Annotated in this window: 16 protein-coding genes; 9 read left to right on the top strand and 7 right to left on the bottom strand. The window is 45.6% G+C overall.

Annotated elements, in window-relative coordinates; all coding sequences use genetic code 11:
* Window positions 1-65 precede the first annotated feature (65 nt).
* The 3 genes from ACU52_RS12440 to ACU52_RS12430 all read left to right on the top strand — a co-directional run bounded on the left by ACU52_RS12440 (window position 66) and on the right by ACU52_RS12430 (window position 3827).
* Complete coding sequence (locus ACU52_RS12440; protein ID WP_053399015.1) at window positions 66-1745, top strand: ABC transporter ATP-binding protein; 1680 nt, start codon at window positions 66-68, stop codon at window positions 1743-1745.
* A gap of 83 nt (window positions 1746-1828) precedes the next feature.
* Window positions 1829-2344 carry a TlpA family protein disulfide reductase gene (locus tag ACU52_RS12435; protein WP_021855527.1) on the top strand — a complete coding sequence of 172 codons (516 nt, stop codon included), beginning with the start codon at window positions 1829-1831 and terminating at the stop codon, window positions 2342-2344.
* Between the two features lie 196 nt (window positions 2345-2540).
* The gene (locus ACU52_RS12430) at window positions 2541-3827 is read left to right on the top strand and encodes a retropepsin-like aspartic protease (RefSeq protein ID WP_053399014.1); all 1287 of its coding nucleotides are present in this window, start codon (window positions 2541-2543) and stop codon (window positions 3825-3827) included.
* 561 nt (window positions 3828-4388) lie between these two features.
* Here ACU52_RS12430 and ACU52_RS12425 read toward each other — a convergent pair.
* From ACU52_RS12425 to kbl, 7 genes are all read right to left on the bottom strand, one after another.
* Window positions 4389-7223, bottom strand: coding sequence for a M16 family metallopeptidase (locus ACU52_RS12425; RefSeq protein ID WP_053399022.1), 2835 nt, complete (start codon window positions 7221-7223; stop codon window positions 4389-4391).
* 139 nt (window positions 7224-7362) lie between these two features.
* Complete coding sequence (locus tag ACU52_RS12420; protein ID WP_021855519.1) at window positions 7363-7575, bottom strand: helix-turn-helix domain-containing protein; 213 nt, start codon at window positions 7573-7575, stop codon at window positions 7363-7365.
* Window positions 7576-7607: 32 nt separating this feature from the next.
* Window positions 7608-8255, bottom strand: a complete 648-nt coding sequence (locus ACU52_RS12415; protein ID WP_021855518.1) for a DUF2975 domain-containing protein — start codon at window positions 8253-8255, stop codon at window positions 7608-7610.
* 97 nt (window positions 8256-8352) lie between these two features.
* Window positions 8353-8847, bottom strand: a complete 495-nt coding sequence (locus tag ACU52_RS12410; RefSeq protein ID WP_262503072.1) for a DUF3836 domain-containing protein — start codon at window positions 8845-8847, stop codon at window positions 8353-8355.
* Between the two features lie 503 nt (window positions 8848-9350).
* Window positions 9351-10196, bottom strand: coding sequence for a hypothetical protein (locus tag ACU52_RS12405; RefSeq protein ID WP_147630873.1), 846 nt, complete (start codon window positions 10194-10196; stop codon window positions 9351-9353).
* A gap of 119 nt (window positions 10197-10315) precedes the next feature.
* Window positions 10316-11245 (bottom strand): site-specific tyrosine recombinase/integron integrase, encoded by a 930-nt coding sequence (gene xerA, locus ACU52_RS12400; RefSeq protein WP_053399012.1) that lies wholly within the window; start codon window positions 11243-11245, stop codon window positions 10316-10318.
* A gap of 348 nt (window positions 11246-11593) precedes the next feature.
* Window positions 11594-12784 carry a glycine C-acetyltransferase gene (gene kbl, locus ACU52_RS12395; protein ID WP_021855511.1) on the bottom strand — a complete coding sequence of 397 codons (1191 nt, stop codon included), beginning with the start codon at window positions 12782-12784 and terminating at the stop codon, window positions 11594-11596.
* A 376-nt stretch (window positions 12785-13160) separates the two neighbouring features.
* Between kbl and ACU52_RS12390 the strand changes: the two genes are divergently transcribed.
* From ACU52_RS12390 to ACU52_RS12365, 6 genes are all read left to right on the top strand, one after another.
* Window positions 13161-14114, top strand: a complete 954-nt coding sequence (locus tag ACU52_RS12390) for an NAD-dependent epimerase/dehydratase family protein (RefSeq protein ID WP_053399011.1) — start codon at window positions 13161-13163, stop codon at window positions 14112-14114.
* Window positions 14115-14294: 180 nt separating this feature from the next.
* A complete protein-coding gene (gene aroQ, locus ACU52_RS12385; protein ID WP_053399010.1) occupies window positions 14295-14717 on the top strand; it encodes a type II 3-dehydroquinate dehydratase in 423 nt (140 codons plus the stop codon).
* Between the two features lie 130 nt (window positions 14718-14847).
* The gene (locus ACU52_RS12380; protein ID WP_053399009.1) at window positions 14848-15483 is read left to right on the top strand and encodes an O-methyltransferase; all 636 of its coding nucleotides are present in this window, start codon (window positions 14848-14850) and stop codon (window positions 15481-15483) included.
* A 981-nt stretch (window positions 15484-16464) separates the two neighbouring features.
* A complete protein-coding gene (locus ACU52_RS12375; RefSeq protein ID WP_053399008.1) occupies window positions 16465-20556 on the top strand; it encodes a coiled-coil domain-containing protein in 4092 nt (1363 codons plus the stop codon).
* A 66-nt stretch (window positions 20557-20622) separates the two neighbouring features.
* Window positions 20623-21207 carry a hypothetical protein gene (locus ACU52_RS12370; protein WP_193391584.1) on the top strand — a complete coding sequence of 195 codons (585 nt, stop codon included), beginning with the start codon at window positions 20623-20625 and terminating at the stop codon, window positions 21205-21207.
* A 16-nt stretch (window positions 21208-21223) separates the two neighbouring features.
* Window positions 21224-22218: OmpA family protein (locus tag ACU52_RS12365; protein ID WP_147630872.1), on the top strand; the 995-nt coding region annotated here is incomplete at its 3' end.

Below are 22218 nucleotides of genomic sequence, written 5' to 3'. Positions count from 1 at the left end.
GACATCAGCCCTGCATTCCGGCGTGGTGTCTGCAGCATACCCGGAAGCACCTTTAGCAGAAGCTTATGAAGATAAAGAACCTGTTGAGAATACCCCAAAGCAAATATCCCGTCAAGGCTATTTTGCGCTGGTTGTGGCACGCTTGGCGCGGCAACCGGCTTCAGGCCGTGCTCAACGCCGCGCTCGGACTGCTCGGCGTGGCTGCCAGCTTGATGTCGGTGTGGGCTGTTCAGAATGCCATCGACGTGGCATCTCATGTCCGCAGCGGCTCGCTCTATGCGGCAGTGGCGCTTATGGGCGTGTTTGTGCTTTGCGACTTTGGCGTCAGCATAGCTTCGGTATGGGTGAGAAACATTCTCGGCATAAAGGCGCAGAACCGCATGCAGCAGCACATGCTCGACCGCATACTGCGCTCAGAGTGGCGCGGACGCGACAGCATGCACAGCGGCGACGTGCTCAACAGGCTTGAGCTTGACGTAAGGACTGTAGTGGAGTTTCTTACCGAAACCATGCCCAACACGCTTTCGGTGGTGGCTCTTTTTCTCGGCTCGTTTTTCTATCTGTTCTCGATGGACGCCATGCTGGCCGTTGTCATCGTGATAATGCTGCCTCTGTTTATGCTTGTCAGCAGGCTCTACGTGGGGCGCATGCGCAGTCTTACGCGCAACGTTCGCAACTGCGACAGCCGCGTGCAGAGCGTGCTGCAGGAAACCATACAGAACCGCATGCTCATAAAGACTCTTGAAAAGGATGACACCATGGTGGAGCGGCTAGAGGCAACGCAGAGCGAATTGCGGCATAATGTGGTAAGGCGCACGGCCTTCTCGCTGTTTTCGAGCTTTGTCCTCAACTTCGGCTTTGCGGCAGGCTATCTTATCGCCTTTCTGTGGGGAGCCATAAGGATGTACGGCCATACGCTGTCTTTCGGCGGCATGACGGCCTTTCTGCAGCTTGTGGCGCGCATACAGGGGCCGGCACGCAATCTGACAAAGCTTGTTCCTCAGTTTGTGTCGGTGCTCACGGCGGCAGAACGGCTCATGGAACTTGAGGAAAATCCGCTTGAAGAGCAGGGCGCTCCGCTGCATGTAGCTGCCGACGGTGGAGTGGGCGTGCGCTTCGAGAATGTAGCTTATGCCTATGCCGACGGCGAACGCGAGATAATGAATAACTTTTCGTTCGACTTCACTCCGGGCAGCTGTACTGCCGTGCTCGGCGAGACCGGCACCGGCAAGACCACTCTTGTGCGCATGATTCTTGCCCTGATACGCCCTGACTCGGGACGCGCCGTGATATATAACGGACGAGGCGAAAGCTACCAGTTGTCGTCGCTCACGCGCTGCAACTTTGTATATGTGCCGCAGGGCAACACGCTGCTGAGCGGCACCATTCGCGACAATCTGAGGCTTGGAAACCTTTCGGCCACTGACGATGATATGCTCAACGCCCTTCATCGTGCCTGTGCCGACTTCGTCGGCGAGCTGCCCGACGGGCTCGACACCGTATGCTCTGAGTCGGGCGGGGGACTGAGCGAAGGTCAGGCGCAGCGCATAGCCATAGCCCGGGCGCTGCTGCGCGACGGCAGCGTGATGCTCTTCGACGAGGCTACAAGCTCGCTCGACCCTGACACAGAGCGCCGCCTGCTTGCCAATCTGCTGGCAGACAGACAGCGCACCATCATCTTTGTAACCCACCGCATGGCCGTGGTAGACTATTGCGACCGTGTGCTGCGCATGGAGCGGCTCTGACTCTTCGTGTCGTGCCTGCACATATGCTGTCGTTAGGCATGATGTTTGTAGTGAATTTTATTAACCAAATAAATTTTAGCGTTATGAAAAAACTTATCTTTATGGCGGCTTTCGCCATCATGACTGTCCTTGGCGCTGCGGCTCAGGATGCCGACTCGCGCTATGCCACCGAACTGCTGAAGCCCGGAACTGAGGCTCCCGACTTCACGCTGAAGGACATCAACGGCACAGAACACACGCTCAGCCAGTTGCGCGGAAACTACGTAGTGCTCGACTTCTGGGCTTCGTGGTGTCCCGACTGCCGGAAGGATGTGCCCATGCTGAAGGAACTTTATGCCAAATACGGCGAGCGCATCAAGTTTGTAAGTGTGTCGTTCGACGACAAAAAAGAAAATTGGAAAAACTATGTTGAGGCCAACGGCATGAATTGGCTGAATGTCAGCGAACTGAAGAAATGGAAGGAAACCCAAATTTCGCAGATGTATAAAATCAAGTGGATTCCTGCCATGTATCTTATCGACCGCCAGGGCAAGATCATCCTGTCAACGGTTATGATAGAGAAAATGGCAGACAAGCTGAAAGAACTTCACGAACTTTAAGCAGAACCGTTCATCATAATCCTGTTGGATTATCGTTTTATAAAGATCGTCTTGTCGTCTGCCTTTTCGCATGAATAGAGTTGTTCTGGTGAAAGGCCGACGGCAAGACAAATAAATAATAAATCATAAATACTGCTGGAAAATTCATGGGATTTTGTATATTTGTTTCATGTTTAATACAAAATCTACAAGCAGTATGCAAATTATAAATAGACTTTCATTTTTTCTTGTTGCCTTTTTGTTGGGGTATAGCTCTGTTTATTCACAAACACAGGCTGATGTGAAAATGGGTGAGATCCTGAATGGCGGTGATCTGTTCCAATTGAGAAAAGAATATCCGAATCTAAAAGGCTCCGTGAGTGTGAAGATGCTTAATCTGGTGGCAGACGCTCAGTTAGGCATCGGATTTAATAAATTGGAAAATGCTGCCGTTGCCCTTGACAGTTTGTTGGCGCATCACCAAAACGAGCTTGGTGCGCAAACATCAATAGGTATGGCTGCTTTGCAAGGCATGAACCTCTTGAATTTGGGCATGTATGAGCAAGCCGGAAAAGTTGGAGAAAGTCTGGTGAATGCACTAAAGGAATCAGTTCCGTTTGAATCTCTTTACAGTTTTGTATTTATCGAAAAAGTTGGCAAAGCACTTGCCAATGTTCCAAAACCTTATCTTGAATGTCCTGATAGAGATGTTACCGTGCCGCTAAGTGTTGAAACTGTTGGAAGAGGCAAACATATCTATATACCTGTAGAGGTAAACGGCATAACGAAAAACTATATTTTCGATACAGGTTGCTCTTTTGGCAATTTCGTTTCAGAAAAGTATGCAGAAGAAGTTGGTCTGAAAATTGTAGCTGATTCTATTCCGGTATCAGGTATGGAGATTGGTCTTGTAAAACTTGCTGTGGCAGATTCAATGAAAATAGGAGAAATGGTATATCATAATCCTGTTTTTATGGTTGCGCCTCCCGATCATGAGGTCGATTCGGTATTTGCTTTTGATGGAGTGATAGGTTACCACTTTATCAGGGACGCCAAGGAAATAATCATAGACAATGAGGCCGGAAAGTTTGTTTTTCCGCAAAAAGAGTCTGAGGGGGAGCCAAATATGTATCTGGCATCAAATACGCCTCAAGTAAGAATCAGTTATGACGGAAAGCCTTTTGACCTGATTTTTGATACAGGAAATGTAAAGTCTGACTTGGGGAATAAATTTGCTAAAACATTTCCAGATGCCATTGCCGGATTGGCAGAACAGGTTACGTCCCGTGGGGGCTTTGGCGGAATATCGCAGATAAAAGCAGTAACATTGCCAAATTTCTGTTTCGAGGCGGCTGGTACTAAGGTGACATTGCATAATACAGAAGTGATTACGAACACAGGAATAAGCAGTCGGTTGTTTGCAGGTTCGTTAGGGACAGATTTTGTGTTGTCATTCAAACGGCTTACAATCAACTATCAGAACATGTTTATACGTGGAGAATAATCCTGCTTTAATTAAAGCAACACATTAGTGTCCTGTTTTAACGGGACACTAATGTGTTTTTATAATAAACTCATCACTCGTCACATTCTTATGTAAATTATTGAATAACAGTGGGTTATAGTGTGACGAGTTTGTCGTTCAACTCGTCACATTGTTTTTGAGAAACCGGTTATTGGATGTTTGGATGGGGCGATGACCTGTATGTGATGAGTTGAAAATACAACTCGTCACGCTGTAAAATGTTGATATGCAGCGGTTTATGTGCCTTTGTGATGAGTGACGAGTTTCTCCGAAAACTTTTTTATGATTATATCGCATCGTCATTCCAGATATAGGTTTACTCCAAACAGGCTTATTACCGGTTTTGGTTGTCTCATTCCTTTATCTCCAAAAGGTATGCTTTTACCTTGCGAAAGACCGCCTTTCAGCGTGTAAAAGCATGCCTTTTGCAATGCTGTCAGCCGTGTCTTATCCTGATAAAATGGCAAAAAGAAAGGCTCCCTTACCTTTGCCTTGTGCGGCAAGTAAGGGAGCCTTTTGTATGGTTAATAACCGTATGTGTTATTTCTTCATTGTGTCAGGCAGCATGATAACCTTGATGCTGTTGCCGCCACCGATGATGACGTTCTTCATGAACTTAGCCATCTTCTCAGGAGTCATTTCGCTTACAATCTTCTTGTAGTCGGTGTTTGTGTCAACTCCGTATTCGTCGAAGCTCTGGATAACGCCCAGCCAGTAGTTGTTCTTCTTAACGTTTTCGTCAGCACGCTTCAGCATGAGTTCCTTAACCTTGCTGAGCATTTCAGCGTCAACAGTCTTGGTCATCTTAGTAACCTCGTCGTTCATGATGCCGATAGCCATGTCGCTCTTCTCAGGTTTCATCGGGCAAACACCGATGATGCATGTGAACGGAACGTCGCCTCCGAGTGATGAGTATCCGGCAGCTCCTGCAGAGTAGGCAGCGCTGGCTTCCTCACGGATCTTCTCCAGGTAGATCATGCTCAGGATCTGTCCTGCTGCGTCAGCGTAGATGCTGTTCTCGAGAGTGTAAGGAGTCTTGTTGTTATACCAGTACATGTAAGCGTTAGCCTTCGGAGTCTCCATCTTGCGGTAGAACTGGTTAACAGTGTTGCCCTTGTTGTAAGTAGTAACAGGCTTCCAGTTTTCCTTAGCGCCCTTTGCAGGCAGAGAAGCTATATACTGCTCGATGAGCGGACGGATGGCAGCCTCGTCAAAGTTACCGATGATTGTGAATGTGAAGTCGGCAGCGTTGGCTGTGCGCTCTTTTGCAATCTGCAGAATGCGGTCGTAGTTAGCGTTCTCAACATCCTTCATCTCGATAGAGGCGAAGCGCGGGTTGTGCATGTAGAGAGTGTTCTTTACAGAGTCTGACAGTGCCATCTCAGGTGAAAGCTCCTTGTTCTTCAGAGAGGTCTTTATCAGTCCCACCATTGAGTTGTAGCTCTTCTCGTCCTTGTTGATGTTTGTGAAGTAGAGATATGTCATCTGGAAGAGAGTCTCAAGGTCCTTAGGAGTTGATCTTCCGCTTACAGTCTCGTGCAGGTTCTGCATTGTGAGGTCAACGTTAACCTGTTTGCCTGCCAGTACCTTCTGCAGTTCAGTGCTGCTGAAGTTGCCCAGTCCGCTGTAGCCGATGGCCGTGTCGAACATCTTGATGTTAGCGTAGTCTTCCTTGCCGAGCAGAGAAGCACCACCCTTAGATGTAGCGCTGAGGATAACCTCGTCGTCCTTATAGTCAGTCTTCTTCAGCAATACTCTTGCACCGTTAGACAGTGTGAGCTCTTTGTAGCCGAACTTAGCGTTCTCTTTCTCGCTCTTGATGCTGCCTTTCTTGGGCAGAACGCTTATCAGCGGCTCGTTCTTAACGTTGTCAACCCATGCTGTGAGCTGCTCAGCGTGAACGCCGTCGATGGCCTTCTTGATAGATTCAGCTGTAGGATATTTAGCACCTTCCTTCTCTGTGTAGAATGCCACTACAACTGTGTTGGTGTCAGTTTCGCTTATCAGCTCCTTGGTGATCTCGTTGACAGCTTCAACAGGGATAACCGGAGAAATCTGCTGCATTATCTGATACTCGTCTTCGATTGAAGGCATAGGCTCGTTGCCGAGGAAGTTGTCGCGGTAGATGTCACCGTATATAGCGTTGTCGCGCTTGTTGCGGTTGGTGTAAACCTTCTCGAGTGAGCTCATATAGTCGGCCTTGGCGCGCTCAAACTCAGTGGCTGTGAAGCCGAACTTAACGGCACGCATAACCTCGCGTGTGGCTGTGCTGATGGCCTGCTCGCTCATGCCCGGTTTCGGCAGGATAACCAGGGTGAATGCCTTGGTTGTAGAAGCCAGGATGAAGTCGCTGTCGTAAGCGTAAGCCTGAACGAACGGACAGTCAGGATTCTGCTGTATTTCCTGCAGACGTGCGTTGAGCATCTGTGTTGAGAGGCTTACTGCATAGTTCTGAACGAGATATGCAAGGCTGCCTTTCAGGCTGTCTGGCACTTCGGGGTGCTTGTACATCAGCTGTATGATGTCAGTCTGCTGCTCTTTGTCCTTGTCTACGATGATAATAGCCTCGTTGTTGTCGGGCACAGGCTCGTTGACAACCTTCGGAGCGTTAGGATCAAGCTTGATGCCGCTGAACAGCTCCTTGATCTTAGCCTCTGTGCGGTCAACGTCGATGTCGCCGACTACGATGATTGCCTGGTTGTCGGGACGATACCACTTGTGGTAGTACTGACGGAGAACTTCAGGCTTGAAGTTGTTGATAATCTCCATCTTACCGATAGGCATGCGCTGTCCGTATTTGCTGCCCGGATAGATCTTCTCGAGGTTGCGGTCGAACATTCTTGTCTGTGCGTCAGTGCGCAGGCGCCACTCCTCGTTGATCACACCACGCTCCTTGTCGATCTCCTTGGGGTCGAGTGTAAGGCCGTTAGACCAGTCTTTCAGGATGAGAAGACAAGAGTCGAGAGCCTCAATGCGTGTAGAAGGAACGTTGCATATTCTGTATACGGTCTGGTCTACGCCTGTGTATGCGTTGAGGTCAGAACCGAACTCTACGCCGATAGAGCGCAGATATTCAATGAGGTTGTTGCCCTTAAAGTTGTCTGAGCCGTTGAAGGCCATGTGCTCAAGGAAGTGAGCCAGACCGCGCTGGTCGTCGTTCTCCTGGATAGAACCCACGCGCTGGGCAATGTAGAAGTTAACACGATTCTCCGGATAACCGTTGTTGCGGATGTAATAGGTCAGTCCGTTGGCCAGCTTGCCAGTCCTCACTGCCGGGTCAACCGGGATGGGAGGCATCTGCATGCCCTGAGCCATGATGCCCACTGTGCTTGCCAAGAACAGTGCGGCCGTGATGATTAGATGTTTTATTTTCATAAAAAAGAGTTTAAAATAGTTCAACAAAGATAGTTTTTTTATCTCTCGAATGTTGTTACTGGTTGTTATATTTAATAAATTTTATACGTTTTGTATGCAAAATTGTTACTTTCGTGTAAATACCATGCTGTAAGCCGGTTTATGTTTCCTCCCGGTATTCCAGAATGTCTCCTGGCTGGCACCCCAGCTCGCGGCATATTGCTTCGAGCGTGGTGAAGCGTATGGCCTTGGCCTTGCCGGTCTTCAGGATCGACAGATTAGCCTGCGTAAGCTCCACTCTTTCGGCCAGCTCGCCGAGCGAAATCTTCCGCTTGGCCATCTCCACGTCGAGGTTTACTATTATTTTACCCATACTTGTTGCTTTAGAGTTGTTTACGTAGGTTATTATATCGTGAGTTCCTGTTCCTCTTTCATCTTCAGTCCGATGGAGAACGACTCTGCCATTACAAGAGAGAATAGTCCGAAGAGTATCGTTCCCGTGTACACGGCGTCTGAATATCCGATGGTGTAGCCCGTCAGGCTGAACGTCTGTGTGGCGGCATATACGTCATTACAGTATTTTATCGTTGCCAGCAGACCTATTATCACCATGCACCAGCCTATGCGTTTAAGGTATTTTGTGTTCTTCCGTGTGAAGATGTTGTTGCGGTTGATGTTCAGCACGAAGCGTATGAACGACACCAGCGTGATGATGCCTGCCACCATTATTGCTATGCCTATGATTACTGACAGAATGCTGCCTGCTGTGCCTGAAGAATCCTCTATCGGCAGGTTTATCTGTGTAGGCCATGCCTTATACGACTTATTCGTTGCGCTGTCGGTTATGGTTATTGCGTTGCGCCATGTGATTTCGTTCGGTATGAGCGAAACAACGCGATAGCCGTCCACACTTTCAGTGTTTGTCTCTTGGATGTGCTTGGCCGACTTATATCCGCTGACCATGCCGCTGAACATAAGGTCGGTGGCCATCAATATGTCTACGATGATAACGGCGAAGATAAGCAGGCAGAATATGTTGAGCTTTGTTTTCATCTTGTTGCGTATTTTTCATAAAAAATGCCCGCCGCCCTGTTTTCTCGGCCGGCGGGCAGGCCTTTATTTATTTAGTTAGAGAGAGTCGTTGTTGCTGTCATTTCATGTCGGCCAGCAGGTTGGCGGTGTAGTCGCTTAGCAGTACGTAGTTGTCGTTAAGCTCATACATGTTGCTGCTCTTGTTCCATGTGTAGCAGTCAACTCCCGTGGCGTTTCCGCTGATGCTGCTGTATGTCATGCGCTGGCTCTGCACGTAGGCGCTGTCGCTGTTCTTCCATACCTTCATGTCGAGCACAGTGTTGCCGGCGTTGTAGGTGTAGTCCATGCAGAGGTAGTTTTCCCATTCCTGCTTGTCGCTGTTCCACTTCATCACCTCTTTTCTTATCACGCGGTCCTGGTCGTCGTATGTATATTGCTTGCGTGTCTTGGCTGTAAGATATTTGCCGCTGTTGTCGTAAGTAACTATTGCGCTTACTTTACCGTCCTGCATCTCTGCATTGTATGCGAAGCGGTTGTCAGAGTTGGATGTTCCTGCGATGCTTGTGAACAAACTCATAATTGTTGCGGCGGTAATTGTAATCAGTTCCATAATGCTATATTTTTTATTTCGTTATTATTCTTGTTTATTTAATTCTTTAATCTGTTTTGTCGTTAGACGTTCTTTGTTCTGAAAAACTACGTCGTGATATTGTCTTTTTAATATCCTGCAGGAAGCAGCGTTATCTAAATTCAATAATCATTTATCGTTTTTCGATATGCAAATGTATGAACTATATTTGAATGTTCCAAATATTTTCAATAAAAATTTATTGAAAAACGATAATTTAACACATTAAAACAATAAAACGCCGGCTTTTAACGGTCTTTTAACCCAAACAGACCTTTATTATTAGGGCAGATTGCTGCTTTTTATTGAGCGGATGAAGGCATAAATAAACAAGACAGATAGAACTTATATGCCGTATGATGATTCGGGGTAAGCTTATGGTAATATGCTTTGACGAAAGCTGTTCATCGGGAAGGCCTGAATAAAAATATGGGCTTTACCAAGCCACAAAGGTATGGTAAAGCCCATTATCCCAGAAATAATAATTGTTATAAGCCTGCTTTTTCGTAGGGAATATACTTAAAGTATTCGTCAAATTGATCAGTACGCTTTATATAATAAGTTTCGCCACAGCCGTTTAGCTGGATTTGGTCTGGTGTAAACGAGATGAATGACCAGTAAATTCCGCCATCAGGACTAAATACGCAAGCGTTGGGATTAAACTTACTATTGTCAATATTCAAATTGTTTGCGGCGATATTATAATTGTCAGGTTCAATATATGATGTCATTTCTCCGGTATTATCGTTGCGCATCATACGAATGTTCTGAAAAAACAGTGTGCCATTATTGTTGTTGGCTGTTGCAGCTGCCCTGATATATATCATACGGCCATTGACCAAATAGACAAACATATGGCGGTTTGTATTGACCTCACACATAAAAACGTCGCCATCTTTTCCAAACCTGGCGCCAAGTCTCCATTCCTGTAGACACTTACCGATGTCTAACTTACTTTTGGCAATGGATTTTTCATAAGGCTTACAGGTTGTTATCTCCTCTACCTTAGACATGACATTATCTCCAATACGAAGAGTCTTGACGGCAGTTCCGTTAACCGTCTTGACCTCGTCAGTGAGTGTAAGAGGCGTAGTGGTTTCAACGACAAATGCCGAATCTTTATAAGTGGTACAGCTATATATGTCTTGTGTAGGGATATTGAGAAATGCTCTCAGACCTGTTGGAGTTTTCTCAAAGAACATACAAATGCTGTCTGTTATAACCGCTTCTGCATCATTTGAAGCCCAGACTCCACGATATTTTGAAAAATTACTTGCATAAGATGTACTGTGAATTACGAGGGCAAGTAAAAAAGCAAAAAGTAATTTTTTCATAATCATTAAATATTAAGATGAAATAATTTATTTCAAAAGTTTACAGTCGGTATCGCCACTTTCTAATATATTCATTTGACGGATTGCTATTGTCATTCTTGTCCCACGCCTTTGCCGGCTTATTCTTTCACCTTATTATCCTTTGCTGCCATGTTTCTCGGATGATGGTTCAGAATTTCCTCGCGCAGAGTGTGCGTGTCTATGTGTGTATAAATCTCGGTTGTGCCTATGCTCTCGTGTCCGAGCATGCTCTGTATGGCGCGCAGGTCGGCTCCGCCTTCAAGCAGGGCGGTGGCAAAGCTGTGGCGCAGTGTGTGCGGACTTATCGTCTTCTGTATGCCTGCCTCGGCACCCAGCCGCTTTATCATTATCAGTATCATGGTGCGGGTGAGGTGTGCGCCTCGGCGGTTCAGAAAAACGTAGTCTTCTTCTCCCGGCTTTATGTTCATGTGGCTGCGGTCTATAAACCAGTATTTCAGCTGCTCTATAGCATTTTCAGATATAGGCACGAGCCGCTCCTTGTTGCCTTTGCCCATTATTCTTACGAACTGTTCGTCGAGATAAAGCGCAGACATCTTCAGGTTTACAAGTTCGCTGACGCGCAGTCCGCAGCTGAACAGCACCTCTATTATGGCCTTGTTGCGTTGTCCTTCCCATTTGCTCAGGTCTATGGCCTGCTCCAGTCTGTCCACCTCTTCCGTGGTGAGTACCTCGGGCAGATGGTCGCCGAGTTTTGGCGATTCGAGCAGTTCTGTAGGGTCGTCCTTGATGTATCCGTCAAGATACAGATATTTGTAGAATGCTCTCACGCCGCTTAGAATCCTGCATTGTGAGCGTGGTGATATCCCAATGTCGTGCAGTGAGGCGGCAAAGCATTGTATGTCGCTTAGTTTTGCCGCTTCCGGACGGATGCCGTTGTCCTTCAGGAATTTTAATAGCTTGTTGATGTCAAGGATGTATGCTTCGAGCGTATTGCCTGAATAATTACGCTGAAGTTTCATGTAGCGGATATATTTGTGTATAATGTTGTCTTGTTCTTTCTGAATCATCTTTGCTTTATTCTGTATGTTCCCGGCTTTAGCGTCATGGCCATGTCTGCACGGCAGGATTTATTCTACAATCGGTTCTTAGACAGCATATAGTTTTATCTGTCTTGCTTATCTGTGCTTTCAGCCGTCTTTTGTTTTATGTTGTCGCCTTTTCGTCCGTCTTTCTGCCCATAGTCTGCCATGCTTGCGAAAGTCAGACGGAAATCAGCTCAATATAAGGCTGAAATACAGGCTGAACTCTAACGCCCGGTTTTAGCTTAAAAAAATCCGGGGACCGACATGCCCCGGATTTTTATTTCTCAGCCAAGTTTAGCGTGTGGTGCCGCCTTGGCCGTATTTTCTTGAGTGCTATTTGATTACTCCGAGTTCCTTGCCTACCTTTATGAAGGCGTTGACAGCCTTGTCGAGATGCTCTCTCTCGTGGCCTGCCGACAGCTGTACGCGTATGCGGGCCTGGCCTTTAGGCACTACGGGATAGTAGAATCCTGTTACATATATGCCTTCGTCCTGCATGCGGGCTGCAAAGTCCTGCGACAGTTTTGCATCATACAGCATAACTGCGCATATAGCGCTCTGCGTAGGCTTGATGTCGAATCCGGCAGCGGTCATCTTGTCGCGGAAATATTCAACGTTCTCCATCAGTTTGGCGTGCAGGGCGTTGCTTTCCTTCAGCATCTTGAACATTTCGATGCTGGCTCCTACGATGGCTGGTGCCAGAGAGTTAGAGAACAGATATGGTCTTGAGCGCTGGCGCAGCATGTCGATAATTTCCTTTCGGCCTGTGGTGAATCCTCCCATTGCGCCGCCAAACGACTTGCCTAATGTTCCGGTGAAGATGTCTATGCGTCCGTAAGCGTTGAATTTTTCAGCCACGCCGTGTCCTGTCGGGCCTACAACGCCGGCAGAGTGTGATTCGTCTACCATTACGAGTGCGTCGTATTTCTCGGCAAGTTCGCATATCTTGTCCATCGGGGCAACGTTTCCGTCCATAGAGAACACGCCGTCCGTTGCTATTATGCGGTGGCGCTGTGCCTGTGCTTCCTGCAGGCATCTTTCAAGGTCGGCCATGTCGGCGTTGGCGTAGCGGTATCTCTTAGCCTTGCAGAGACGGACGCCGTCTATTATTGATGCATGGTTGAGCGCGTCAGATATGATGGCGTCCTCTTCGGTAAACAAAGGCTCGAACAGACCTCCGTTGGCATCGAAGCATGCAGCATACAGGATGGTGTCTTCGGTCTTGAAATAATCGGAAATTGCGGCTTCAAGCTCTTTGTGCATGTCTTGTGTTCCGCAAATGAATCTTACTGACGACATTCCGTAGCCTCTTTCCTTCATGGCTTTCTCCGCAGCCTCGGCAAGGCGTGTGTTGTCAGAAAGTCCAAGATAGTTGTTGGCGCAAAAGTTGAGCACTTCCTGTCCGTCGCCAACTTTTATTCCGGCTCTCTGCGGAGTTGTTATTATACGCTCGTTCTTGTATAAGCCGGCGGCCTTTATGCCGTCCAGTTCCTTCGTGAGGAACTCTTTCATTTTTCCGTACATAATTCTTAGATTAAGTTTAACATCAATGTTTTCATTTTACAAAGTTCTTGTTTTTTTTGAAATTAGAGTAAATAATCCGATAAATTTTGTTATAATATAATCTTTTCTTCATATCTTTGCATTATATGTATGCGCCGTTTTGTGTACGGCTGCTGCTTATTGCTGCCTCGGCATGCCGTCCATGTCTGTTGTCTTGGTGTGGCGGCGGTTCGGCAGGTTAACCTTAATTTGATGTTGTGCATGGCCATTTCCGGTGTGGCGTTGCCTTTAGGCAGCCGTTGTTTTGGCTGCCGGTGCGTGGTTGCCGTTGTTGTGGCGTGTCCATTGAAGATATTGTGCATGTATCAAGATTAATTGTAAATCTAATATTTATAGTATGAAAAATGTTTTAGTTATTGGCTCTACCGGCCAGATTGGGTCGGAGTTGACAATGAAGTTACGTGGACTTTACAATGGAAATATCGTTGCCGGTTATATTCCCGGAGCAGAGCCTAAGGGCGAACTTCTGGAGTCGGGACCGTCGGCGGTCGTTGATGTTACTAAGCCTGAACAGATAGGCGAGGTGGTGTCTAAATACAAGATTGATACAATATACAATCTTGCTGCCATCCTTTCTGCCGTTGCTGAGGTGAAGCCCCAGCTTGCCTGGACGATAGGCATGGGCGGACTTTTCAACGTGCTCGAGGTGGCGCGCGAGAAACAATGCGCCGTGTTCACTCCCAGTTCGATTGGCTCGTTTGGCGACAACACGCCCAAGGACAAGACTCCGCAGGACACCGTGCGCGACCCAAAGACCATGTACGGCGTTACGAAGGTTTCGGGCGAGCTGCTCAGCAATTATTATAATGTGCGCTTCGGCGTTGACACACGCTCTGTGCGCTTCCCCGGACTTATATCTTACGTTACACCTCCCGGAGGCGGCACGACCGACTATGCAGTTGACATCTATTACTCAGCCGTAAAGGGTGAGGAGTTTGAGTGCCCGATAGCTGCCGGCACATATATGGATATGATGTATATGCCCGACGGACTGCGTGCCGCAATAGAGATTATGGAGGCCGACCCGTCAAAACTGAAGCACCGCAATTCGTTCAACATTGCGTCTATGAGCTTTGAGCCGGAGATTATCTACAACAAGATAAAAGAATATATACCTGACTTCAAGATGGTGTATAAGGTGGACCCGCTGCGCCAGGCTATTGCCGAGTCATGGCCTAATTCTCTTGACGACACATGTGCGCGTGAGGAGTGGGGATGGAAACCCGAATATGACCTTGACGCCATGACACGCGACATGATCGAGAAACTGAGACAGCGTTTCGGCAAATAATTGCAGACATATATTATAATAGATAAGGCGCGGCAGGCATTTTGCAAGATGCTTGCCGCGCCGTTTTTTTATTTATGATTCTTGCGTTTACCTTATTTTTATTAATTTTGCATCACAATAAACGATATTGCTTATGGCAACACGCATGTTGCCGCTTAAAGTATAAATCCGCGATATATTATGAACATAATGATTATCAACGGCCCCAACCTGAACCTGCTGGGGCGTAGAGAGCCTGAGATTTACGGCAGCAACTCTTTTGAGGCTTATCTTGACGAACTGAGAAAAAAGATGCCTGATGTAAACATCGACTATTATCAGAGCAACATAGAAGGCGAACTTATCAACAAGATGCAGGAAGTGGGATTCACCTACGACGGCATAGTGCTCAACGCAGGAGCCTACACCCACACGAGCATTGCCCTGCAGGACTGCATACGTTCGCTGAAAGCTCCCGTTGTTGAGGTTCACATCTCTAACGTACACAAGCGAGAGGAGTTTCGCCATAAGTCAATGATTTCGTGCGCCTGCCTTGGCGTCATCTGCGGTTTCGGTCTCGACTCCTACAGACTTGCGATAGAAGGAATAATATTTAATTCATAATTCACAATTCATAATTCATAATTGGGAGGAAAGGGGAGGAAATTAAAAATTAAGAATTAAAAATTAAGAAAGCATCCCAATTATGAATTATGAATTGTGAATTATGAATTAGAAAAGTGAATTGTGAATTATGAATTATGAATTAGAAAACTACGTTTTGTCCCACATCGACCCTGAGGGCGACTATCTTTACAGACTGTGGCGTGCCACTAACGTTCACTTGTTGCGCGGACGCATGGCGAGCGGACATCTGCAGGGCAGACTGCTGAAGATGCTGGTGAGGATGATACGGCCGAAGAACATTCTTGAAGTGGGAACGTTCAGCGGATACAGTGCTATATGCATGGCGCAAGGACTGGAAGAAGGCGGAATGGTGTACACATACGAGATTAACGACGAGCAGGAAGACTTCACACGTCCGTGGATTGAAAACTCGCCCGTGGCAGACAAGATACGTTTTATCATTGGTGACGCCATAAAGGAGGCGCCCAAACTGGGCATTGAGTTCGACATGGCTTTCATCGACGGCGACAAGCGCACATATATCGAGTCTTACGAAATGGCGCTGTCAGTGCTCCGTCCCGGCGGCTTCATCCTTGCCGACAACACGCTGTGGGACGGTCATGTGCTCGAAGTGCCCAAGAGCAGCGACCGCCAGACTGCCGGCATCGAAAACTTCAACGACTTCGTGATGAACGACAGCCGCGTAGAGAAGGTCCTCTTGCCGTTGCGCGACGGACTGACGCTGATACGCAAGAATCCGTGACGGCGCTGTCGGGGCGTTAGCCATATCCGCAATGTTTTGCCTATTTTGTCTTATGCCGTTAACCGTCATGTCCTTTTAGCCGGTATCCGTCAGTTCTCGGTTGGGCTATCTGCGCCGTGTTAGTGATATGACATCATCCGAAAACTTTTTACATTATTATGTATAAAGTTTTCTGTGAAATAGAAATCAAATGTATAACAGATGTTAAACCGTTGGCCCGTAATGCCTGTTTGTATTAACATCTGTTGTCTTTATCGTCTGTATTATCTCTGAAAAGAGCCGTTTTTTACGGCTAAATCGCTGCGTTTAACCATAAAAGTGAGCTACTTTGACATCGTAAACGGCCACTTTTGTGTGGTAAACGGCAGAGTAATATTTTTTAACTCTTTGCTTTTTCTGCTTGAAAATGCGTAACTGTCAGTATATCAGTTGGTTGTCTTGATTTTACGTTTTTGGCACTTTTTACGTCCCGAAGCCGTATTCGTGACGGGCATCGCCACTCTGGGAGCGTCAAAATAAAAAAGTTTTCTGTTGTCGGCATTAATTATTTTGAAATAAGTCGAACGTTTTTTCTGTGTTAATTTTATTAGTGAATTTTGTTTCAGTAACGGTAATCAGCATATGACAGTTGCTTGATGACGGAAAAACAGAGTTTATAAAGATGTATTTGCTATGTTCCGGCAAAGGGTTATATATAATAAAATAAGGTGTAAAATACTTAACAAAAATTCCATCTCTTTCTTGCCAAGAGATGGAATTGCGATGCAAATATATGAACAAATACTAATATCTGCAAATGATTTAGCGATTTTTTTTCAAAAATGCTGAAAAAACTATTATTTGACATAACAGAAGATACGCTGACACAAAAATCCTTATAACACGAGGTTTTGACGCCTAAAATCCATCTCTTGGCAAGAAAGAGTGGTAGAATACTCTAATATAATTATATATAGTTTTTTAATTAAATTAATTTGTCAAATGAAAAAAAGATTTTTCAGTTCAATGTTCTTTGCGGCGTGCTTCTGCGCTTCAATGAGCATGTTTGTCTCTTGTAAGGACTACGATGACGACATCAATAACCTGCAGGAACAAATCACGACTAATGCGTCTACGCTCGACGAGATGGTTAAGGAGAAGATTAACAATCTCACCATCGAGATTGAGGCCCTTAAGGCTCAAGACGCTACACTTGAGACAGCTTTGGCCAATGCAAAATCAGAATTTGAGCAGGCCGTAGCTGATGCTAAGAGCTATGCTGACATTCAGGCTGCCGCCGCACAGGCTGCTGCAATCGAGGCTTCAAAGAAGAACATCGAGGAAGCTTGTGCTCTGTTGCAGGCTTCAATAGATGCAGCTAACGCAGAGCTGGATGCTCTCTCTTCTAAAGTTTCTACTCAGGAAGAAACTATTAATGGCTTGCTCAATGCAGACAAAGAGCTGCAGAGTGCTATTGATATAGCTAACGGCGAGATTCAGAGCGCCAAGGATATGGCTATCGCAGCTCAGCAGAAGGCTGACGAGAACGCAGATATCCTGAACGGTGTTATCGAAAATCTTGCAACAGTTAAAGGTGAGCTCGACAACCAGATTTCAGCTCTCGGCGATAAGATCGACGGAGCACTGGAGCAGATTGCTGCCAACAAGGCTGCGGCAGATGCTCAGTTGGCTGAGGTTAACGCTCTTATAAAGAACAATGCTGATGCTATTACTGCTCTGCAGGGCAAGGATGAGGCTATCCTGAAGATGGTTACAGAAAACTCTCAGAAACTTGCTGACATGGCAGAAAGTCTGGCTGCCCTTGACGCAAAACTTACAGAGGGTCTTAACGCTGCAAAGGCTTATACCGATGCACAGGTTGCTGCCTTGAAAGCAGAACTTGGCGTTGAAATAGAAACTGTTAAGGGTGACCTTGCTGACGCCGTAGTACGTATTGCTGCAGCTGAGGAGAAATTGGGTTTGATTGATGCCGAAATTGAAGGCCTTAAAACAGAATTTAGTGCTGACTTAAAGGAACTTAGCGATGCTGTTAACACAAACGTAGCTGCCATCAACACTGAAATAGCAAAGATAAATAACCTTGTTGAAACTATTCAGGCAACAGTGACAGAGCATGCAACAGCCATCAAGAACCTTCAGGACAAGGCTGCTGAATTAGACCAGAAGTTGGCTGATGTAAAAATGACTGCCGATCAGGCTAAACAGTCTATCGCTGATCTTGTAGCAGATTTTGAAAAGTACAAGAAAGATAATGAGAATAACATTAATGATAAGATTGCTGCTCTTGGTTCTGAGTTGCGTACAGAACTTCAGAATCAGGTAAATGCTCTCAATTCTGCCATTTCATCATTAGAGGCAAAAGATGCTGATTTGCAGAAGCAGATTGATGCTTTGAGAACACAGCTCGGCGCTATTACTGGCGATGACAGCACAGTAGGTCTTATTGATGAGAAGATTCAGGCTGTTAACGACAGAATCGATGACCTGATGGCTAATGAAATAGCTGATTTGGTAAATCGTATGTCTTGGGTTGAAAATGAGATCAATAATATTTATCAGGAATTGGCTCAGAATTCTGCTATTATAGGACAGATCATCAACAGATTCAGCCTTGAGAGCAGACAGCTTAAGTCTCTCGTATATAGTCCTAAGGAGTATTATCAGGGTATCGAGGCTATCGGTGTTTGGTCTTTCAACTATTATGCTATTACTGGCGGACTTGCAACTCCTGATTTGGATGCAAATCAGACGAATGATTATGCAGAGAAGCGTGCATCTTCTGAGACTAGCGTAGTTCCAGTAGTTACAGCTTCTTATTATATGAATCCGTCTAACGCAGAGGTTGAACTGGATAAGACTAAATATAGCTTCATCGTAAGTAACGCAAATTATACACGTGCAGCAAATGCAAACGATATAATGGTTGACAGTGTTAAGAAAGATAGCAAGATTACTGGTTTGCTCAATGTTTACTTCAGTATGAAGAATGCTAACAGCATAGCAAACATCAATAATGGTAAAGTTGATGTTGCCGCTCTTCGTTACAATGGCAATGATACAATCGTTACATCTGACTTTGCTGCCCTGAAGCAGTATGCTATCAAAGAGTTCTATATCAACAAGTCTGCCACAGGAAATGCAGCTGAAGATGAAAGCAGCGAGAACCATCTGGCATATTCTGCAGCTGATGCCGTTAAGCATAACGCAGCTGGTGAATATGAGTGGCCTGTACTTGAGATTGCATACAACAATACAGAAGGTATTAATCTTGACAAGTGGATTAACGTTCACTATATGTTTGCTGACAACAAGAAAGAAACTTTCTGGGGAGATCAGGCTGAAATCAACAAGAAGAAATTCAAGCTGGTTTATGAACTTATCGGTTACATCGCAAATGATGCAGACAAGACTAACGAAAGTAAGCACGCAACTATCAAAGGCAGCATACTTAAGGTTCATGGCATTGACGGTGCAGAAGCAAGCCGCAAGATAATCGGCCGTACTCCGCTTGTACGTGTTAAACTTGTTGACGAGAACACTAACTCACAGGTTGCTGAGGTAGGCTATATCGTTGTTAAGATTACAGACGTTACAACAGATCCGGTTGTCGTTCCTGAGACTGATATTAATCCTGTTGATAAAGACTTTACTGTGGCTTGTGATGGTGCACTTGCTTTGAATAACGTAACAGCTATAACATGGGCAGAGGTTGAGAACCACGTTCTCGGTACACTTGACATGAGCAAGGAAGAGTTTGAAAAGAACTATACTCTCGAGCTTAACTGGAACACACAGAATGCTGCTCAGTATTCTTATGATGCAAACAAGAACAAGTTCACTGTGATTGCTGCAGATGATCAGATAGGTACAATCGTAAATACAAAGGATGGTACAGCCGGATATGAGACAAACGTGTTGAAGTGGACTGTTAGCAACAATCAGGCTTATCAGATCTTTGGCGATGGAACAAAGACTTCTGTAACAGTTTGGGTAAGATTCAAGCCTAACAACACAGTTCACGGACAGAGAGACGTATATGTTCCTCTGACATGGAAACCAGCAGTTCGTAATATTGCTCCTGAAGCTACAATCAAGAATAGTGATAAGAAGACTGCTGACTGGCATGCTGCCAACTCACGTGAGGCTGGATATGATGAATTACATATTCAGGTAGGTAATGCAACAGATCCTTCTGCATCATGTGAATATCAGTCAATGGTTGTTGAGAATACATTCTCTAAGATTCCTGTACAGATTATTAAAGATGCTATATCTGGAACTTATCCTGCTCTTGCAGCTAGTGCAAATGTAACTTATGAGTTCGCACCGATAGCAGATCAGGCTATCACTCAGTATGTAGGTGAAAGTGGAGCAAGATATTACATTAATGTAACATCAACCAGAATAACGACTACTTCAGGTGAATTACTTGCAGAGATTGAACCAGTACACGGAACAATTACTCTTGGTGCAACAAATGCAGCTAAAGACATTATAAATAATTACGATTATGTAGAAGGTGCTTTGGCTAATGCTCTGACTCTGACAGTTGTTGTTAAGCCTACTACTTGTCAACCGGCATCAGATCTGATAACATTAAAGAACAATATGTTCAATGTTAAGGTTATCAAACCGATGTTTATAGAAGGTAGCCAGATTGCAGATATGCAGCTTAATGATTACAGTACTTTGACACAGCCTGTTACATTGAACTTCATCGACTTCAACGGTTACGATCCTAAGACATTCTGGGAAAAGAGCAACCAGCAGAAGGAGTTCTGGAAGTTCTATGATGTTAAGAGCATTAAACTTTCTGGAAATATCCAAACAAATTATAGCGGTTATTGGGCTGAGGTTGATGCTAATGACTTTGAAGTAACCTTCACTGAGCCTTCTGGCGCTATCAAGCTTGGTAACATGGGTTCTGTAACTCTTACACAGAAGAACATGAGCCGCGCTAACAGCTTCAAGGTTCGTATACCTCTCGCCGTTACTTATAAGTGGGGCGTACTGCATGAAACAGTTGAGCTGAATGTAAATGCAGCTTCTGGTAATGCAGCTAAGAGACGCTAATTTGATTAGACATGATTAAGGAAGGCGGACGGAGCTTCCGCCTTCTTTTTTCAATTTGAAAGATAAATGAAAACTAATAAAATGAGATTTAACAGGCTTTTGGCGCTAATATGCGTGTTTGCTCTTGTATTTGTATTTGCCGGATGTAAAAGCAAAAAGGAGAAACCGCAACCGCAGAAGACCGAATTTGAACAGGGAATGACAGCTAAGGATACGCTTGCTGTCAAAGAACTTGTAGACAAATTCTTCAGCTATGCCAAGAGTAAGAACTTTGATGAGGCAGCAGCCATGCTTTATCGGAACGATCTTGACAAGAAGGGAGAGCCGCAGCAGCTTGACAATGAGGAGATGGCTGAGGTGAAAACCATGCTGGAGTCAATTCCGATGGTTGACTACAAAATAGAGTATATAAAATTTGACGAATATTATGCCAATGAAGTGCTCTGTCATGTAATCATAAAAAAAGCCGAAGGCGATATGCCAGACATCACAACCAAAATGTTCTTTAAGCCTGTTGATTATATGGGCAACTGGGTGCTTTGTCTGACAAATACGGAATATGGCGACAAGGGTGTTGTAAGACCGGATAAACGCGACTCAGTTGAAAGAGCATACAGAAAACAGCAAAAGGCTGATTCTGAGAAAAAGTAACCAAAAACGAAATTGTATGAAAAGGAAACTATTTATCGCACTGTCCGCAATGATATTTGCGACAAACGCGTCTGTTAATGCGCAGGAGTCTTCTTCTGAATATATCTTCCAGCCCCACGCATATCTGCAGGTGCAGGGAGGAGCCCAGTATACACTTGGTGAGTCTGATTTCTCTGAACTTATTTCACCGAGCGTTCAGATAGGGTTGGGTTGGCAGTTTAATCCATGGTTAAGTGCAAGACTGGCTGTCGGTGCATGGCAGAGCAAAGGAGGTTTTAATGGGTACATCGAAGATGGCGTTTCACGCAATATTACTTATAAATACAAGTATGTTGCACCGAGTATCGATGTCGTGTTCAATCTTTCAAATGCCATTTGTGGATACAATCCTCATCGTACGGTAAATGTTTCTGCTTTTGTTGGCGGTGCTGCGAATATCGCTTTTGGTAACGATGAGGCTAATAATATTGCCGGTCAAGGTTATGACTTGGTTTATCTGTGGAGCGGCACAAAAGTTCGTCCTGTAGGCCGTGGCGGACTTGCTCTTGATTTCCGTTTGAGTGATCGTGTCAGTCTCGGTATAGAAGGCAATGCAAACGTTCTCTCAGACAAGTACAACTCAAAGAAGGCAGGCAATGCCGACTGGTATTTCAACGCTCTTGCCAGCGTTTCAATACGCTTGGGCAAGACCTACAAGAAGAAGGCTGCCCCGGTACCGGAGCCTGTAGAGCAGACTGTCGTGGAGCCTGTTGTTGAAGAGAAGCCGGTAAGCGAGCCCGTTGTAGAAGAGGTAAAAGACGAGGGCATGAAGCGCGACGTATTCTTCACGATAAACTCAAGCGTTATCCGTGAATCAGAACGTGCGAAAGTATACGAACTTTCTAAATATTTAAACAATCATAAAAATGCAATTGTCGAAATAACAGGCTACGCTGATGCCGGAACAGGCACTGCTGCTATAAACAGCCGCTTGTCTTCAGAGCGTGCGGAGGCTGTTAAGAAGATGCTTAT

It is taken from the genome of Xylanibacter rarus (assembly GCF_001275135.1).
GTDB lineage: Bacteria > Bacteroidota > Bacteroidia > Bacteroidales > Bacteroidaceae > Prevotella > Prevotella rara.
The sequence above is the reverse complement of the archived record's forward strand: the minus strand, read 5'-3'. Positions and strand labels throughout refer to the sequence as shown.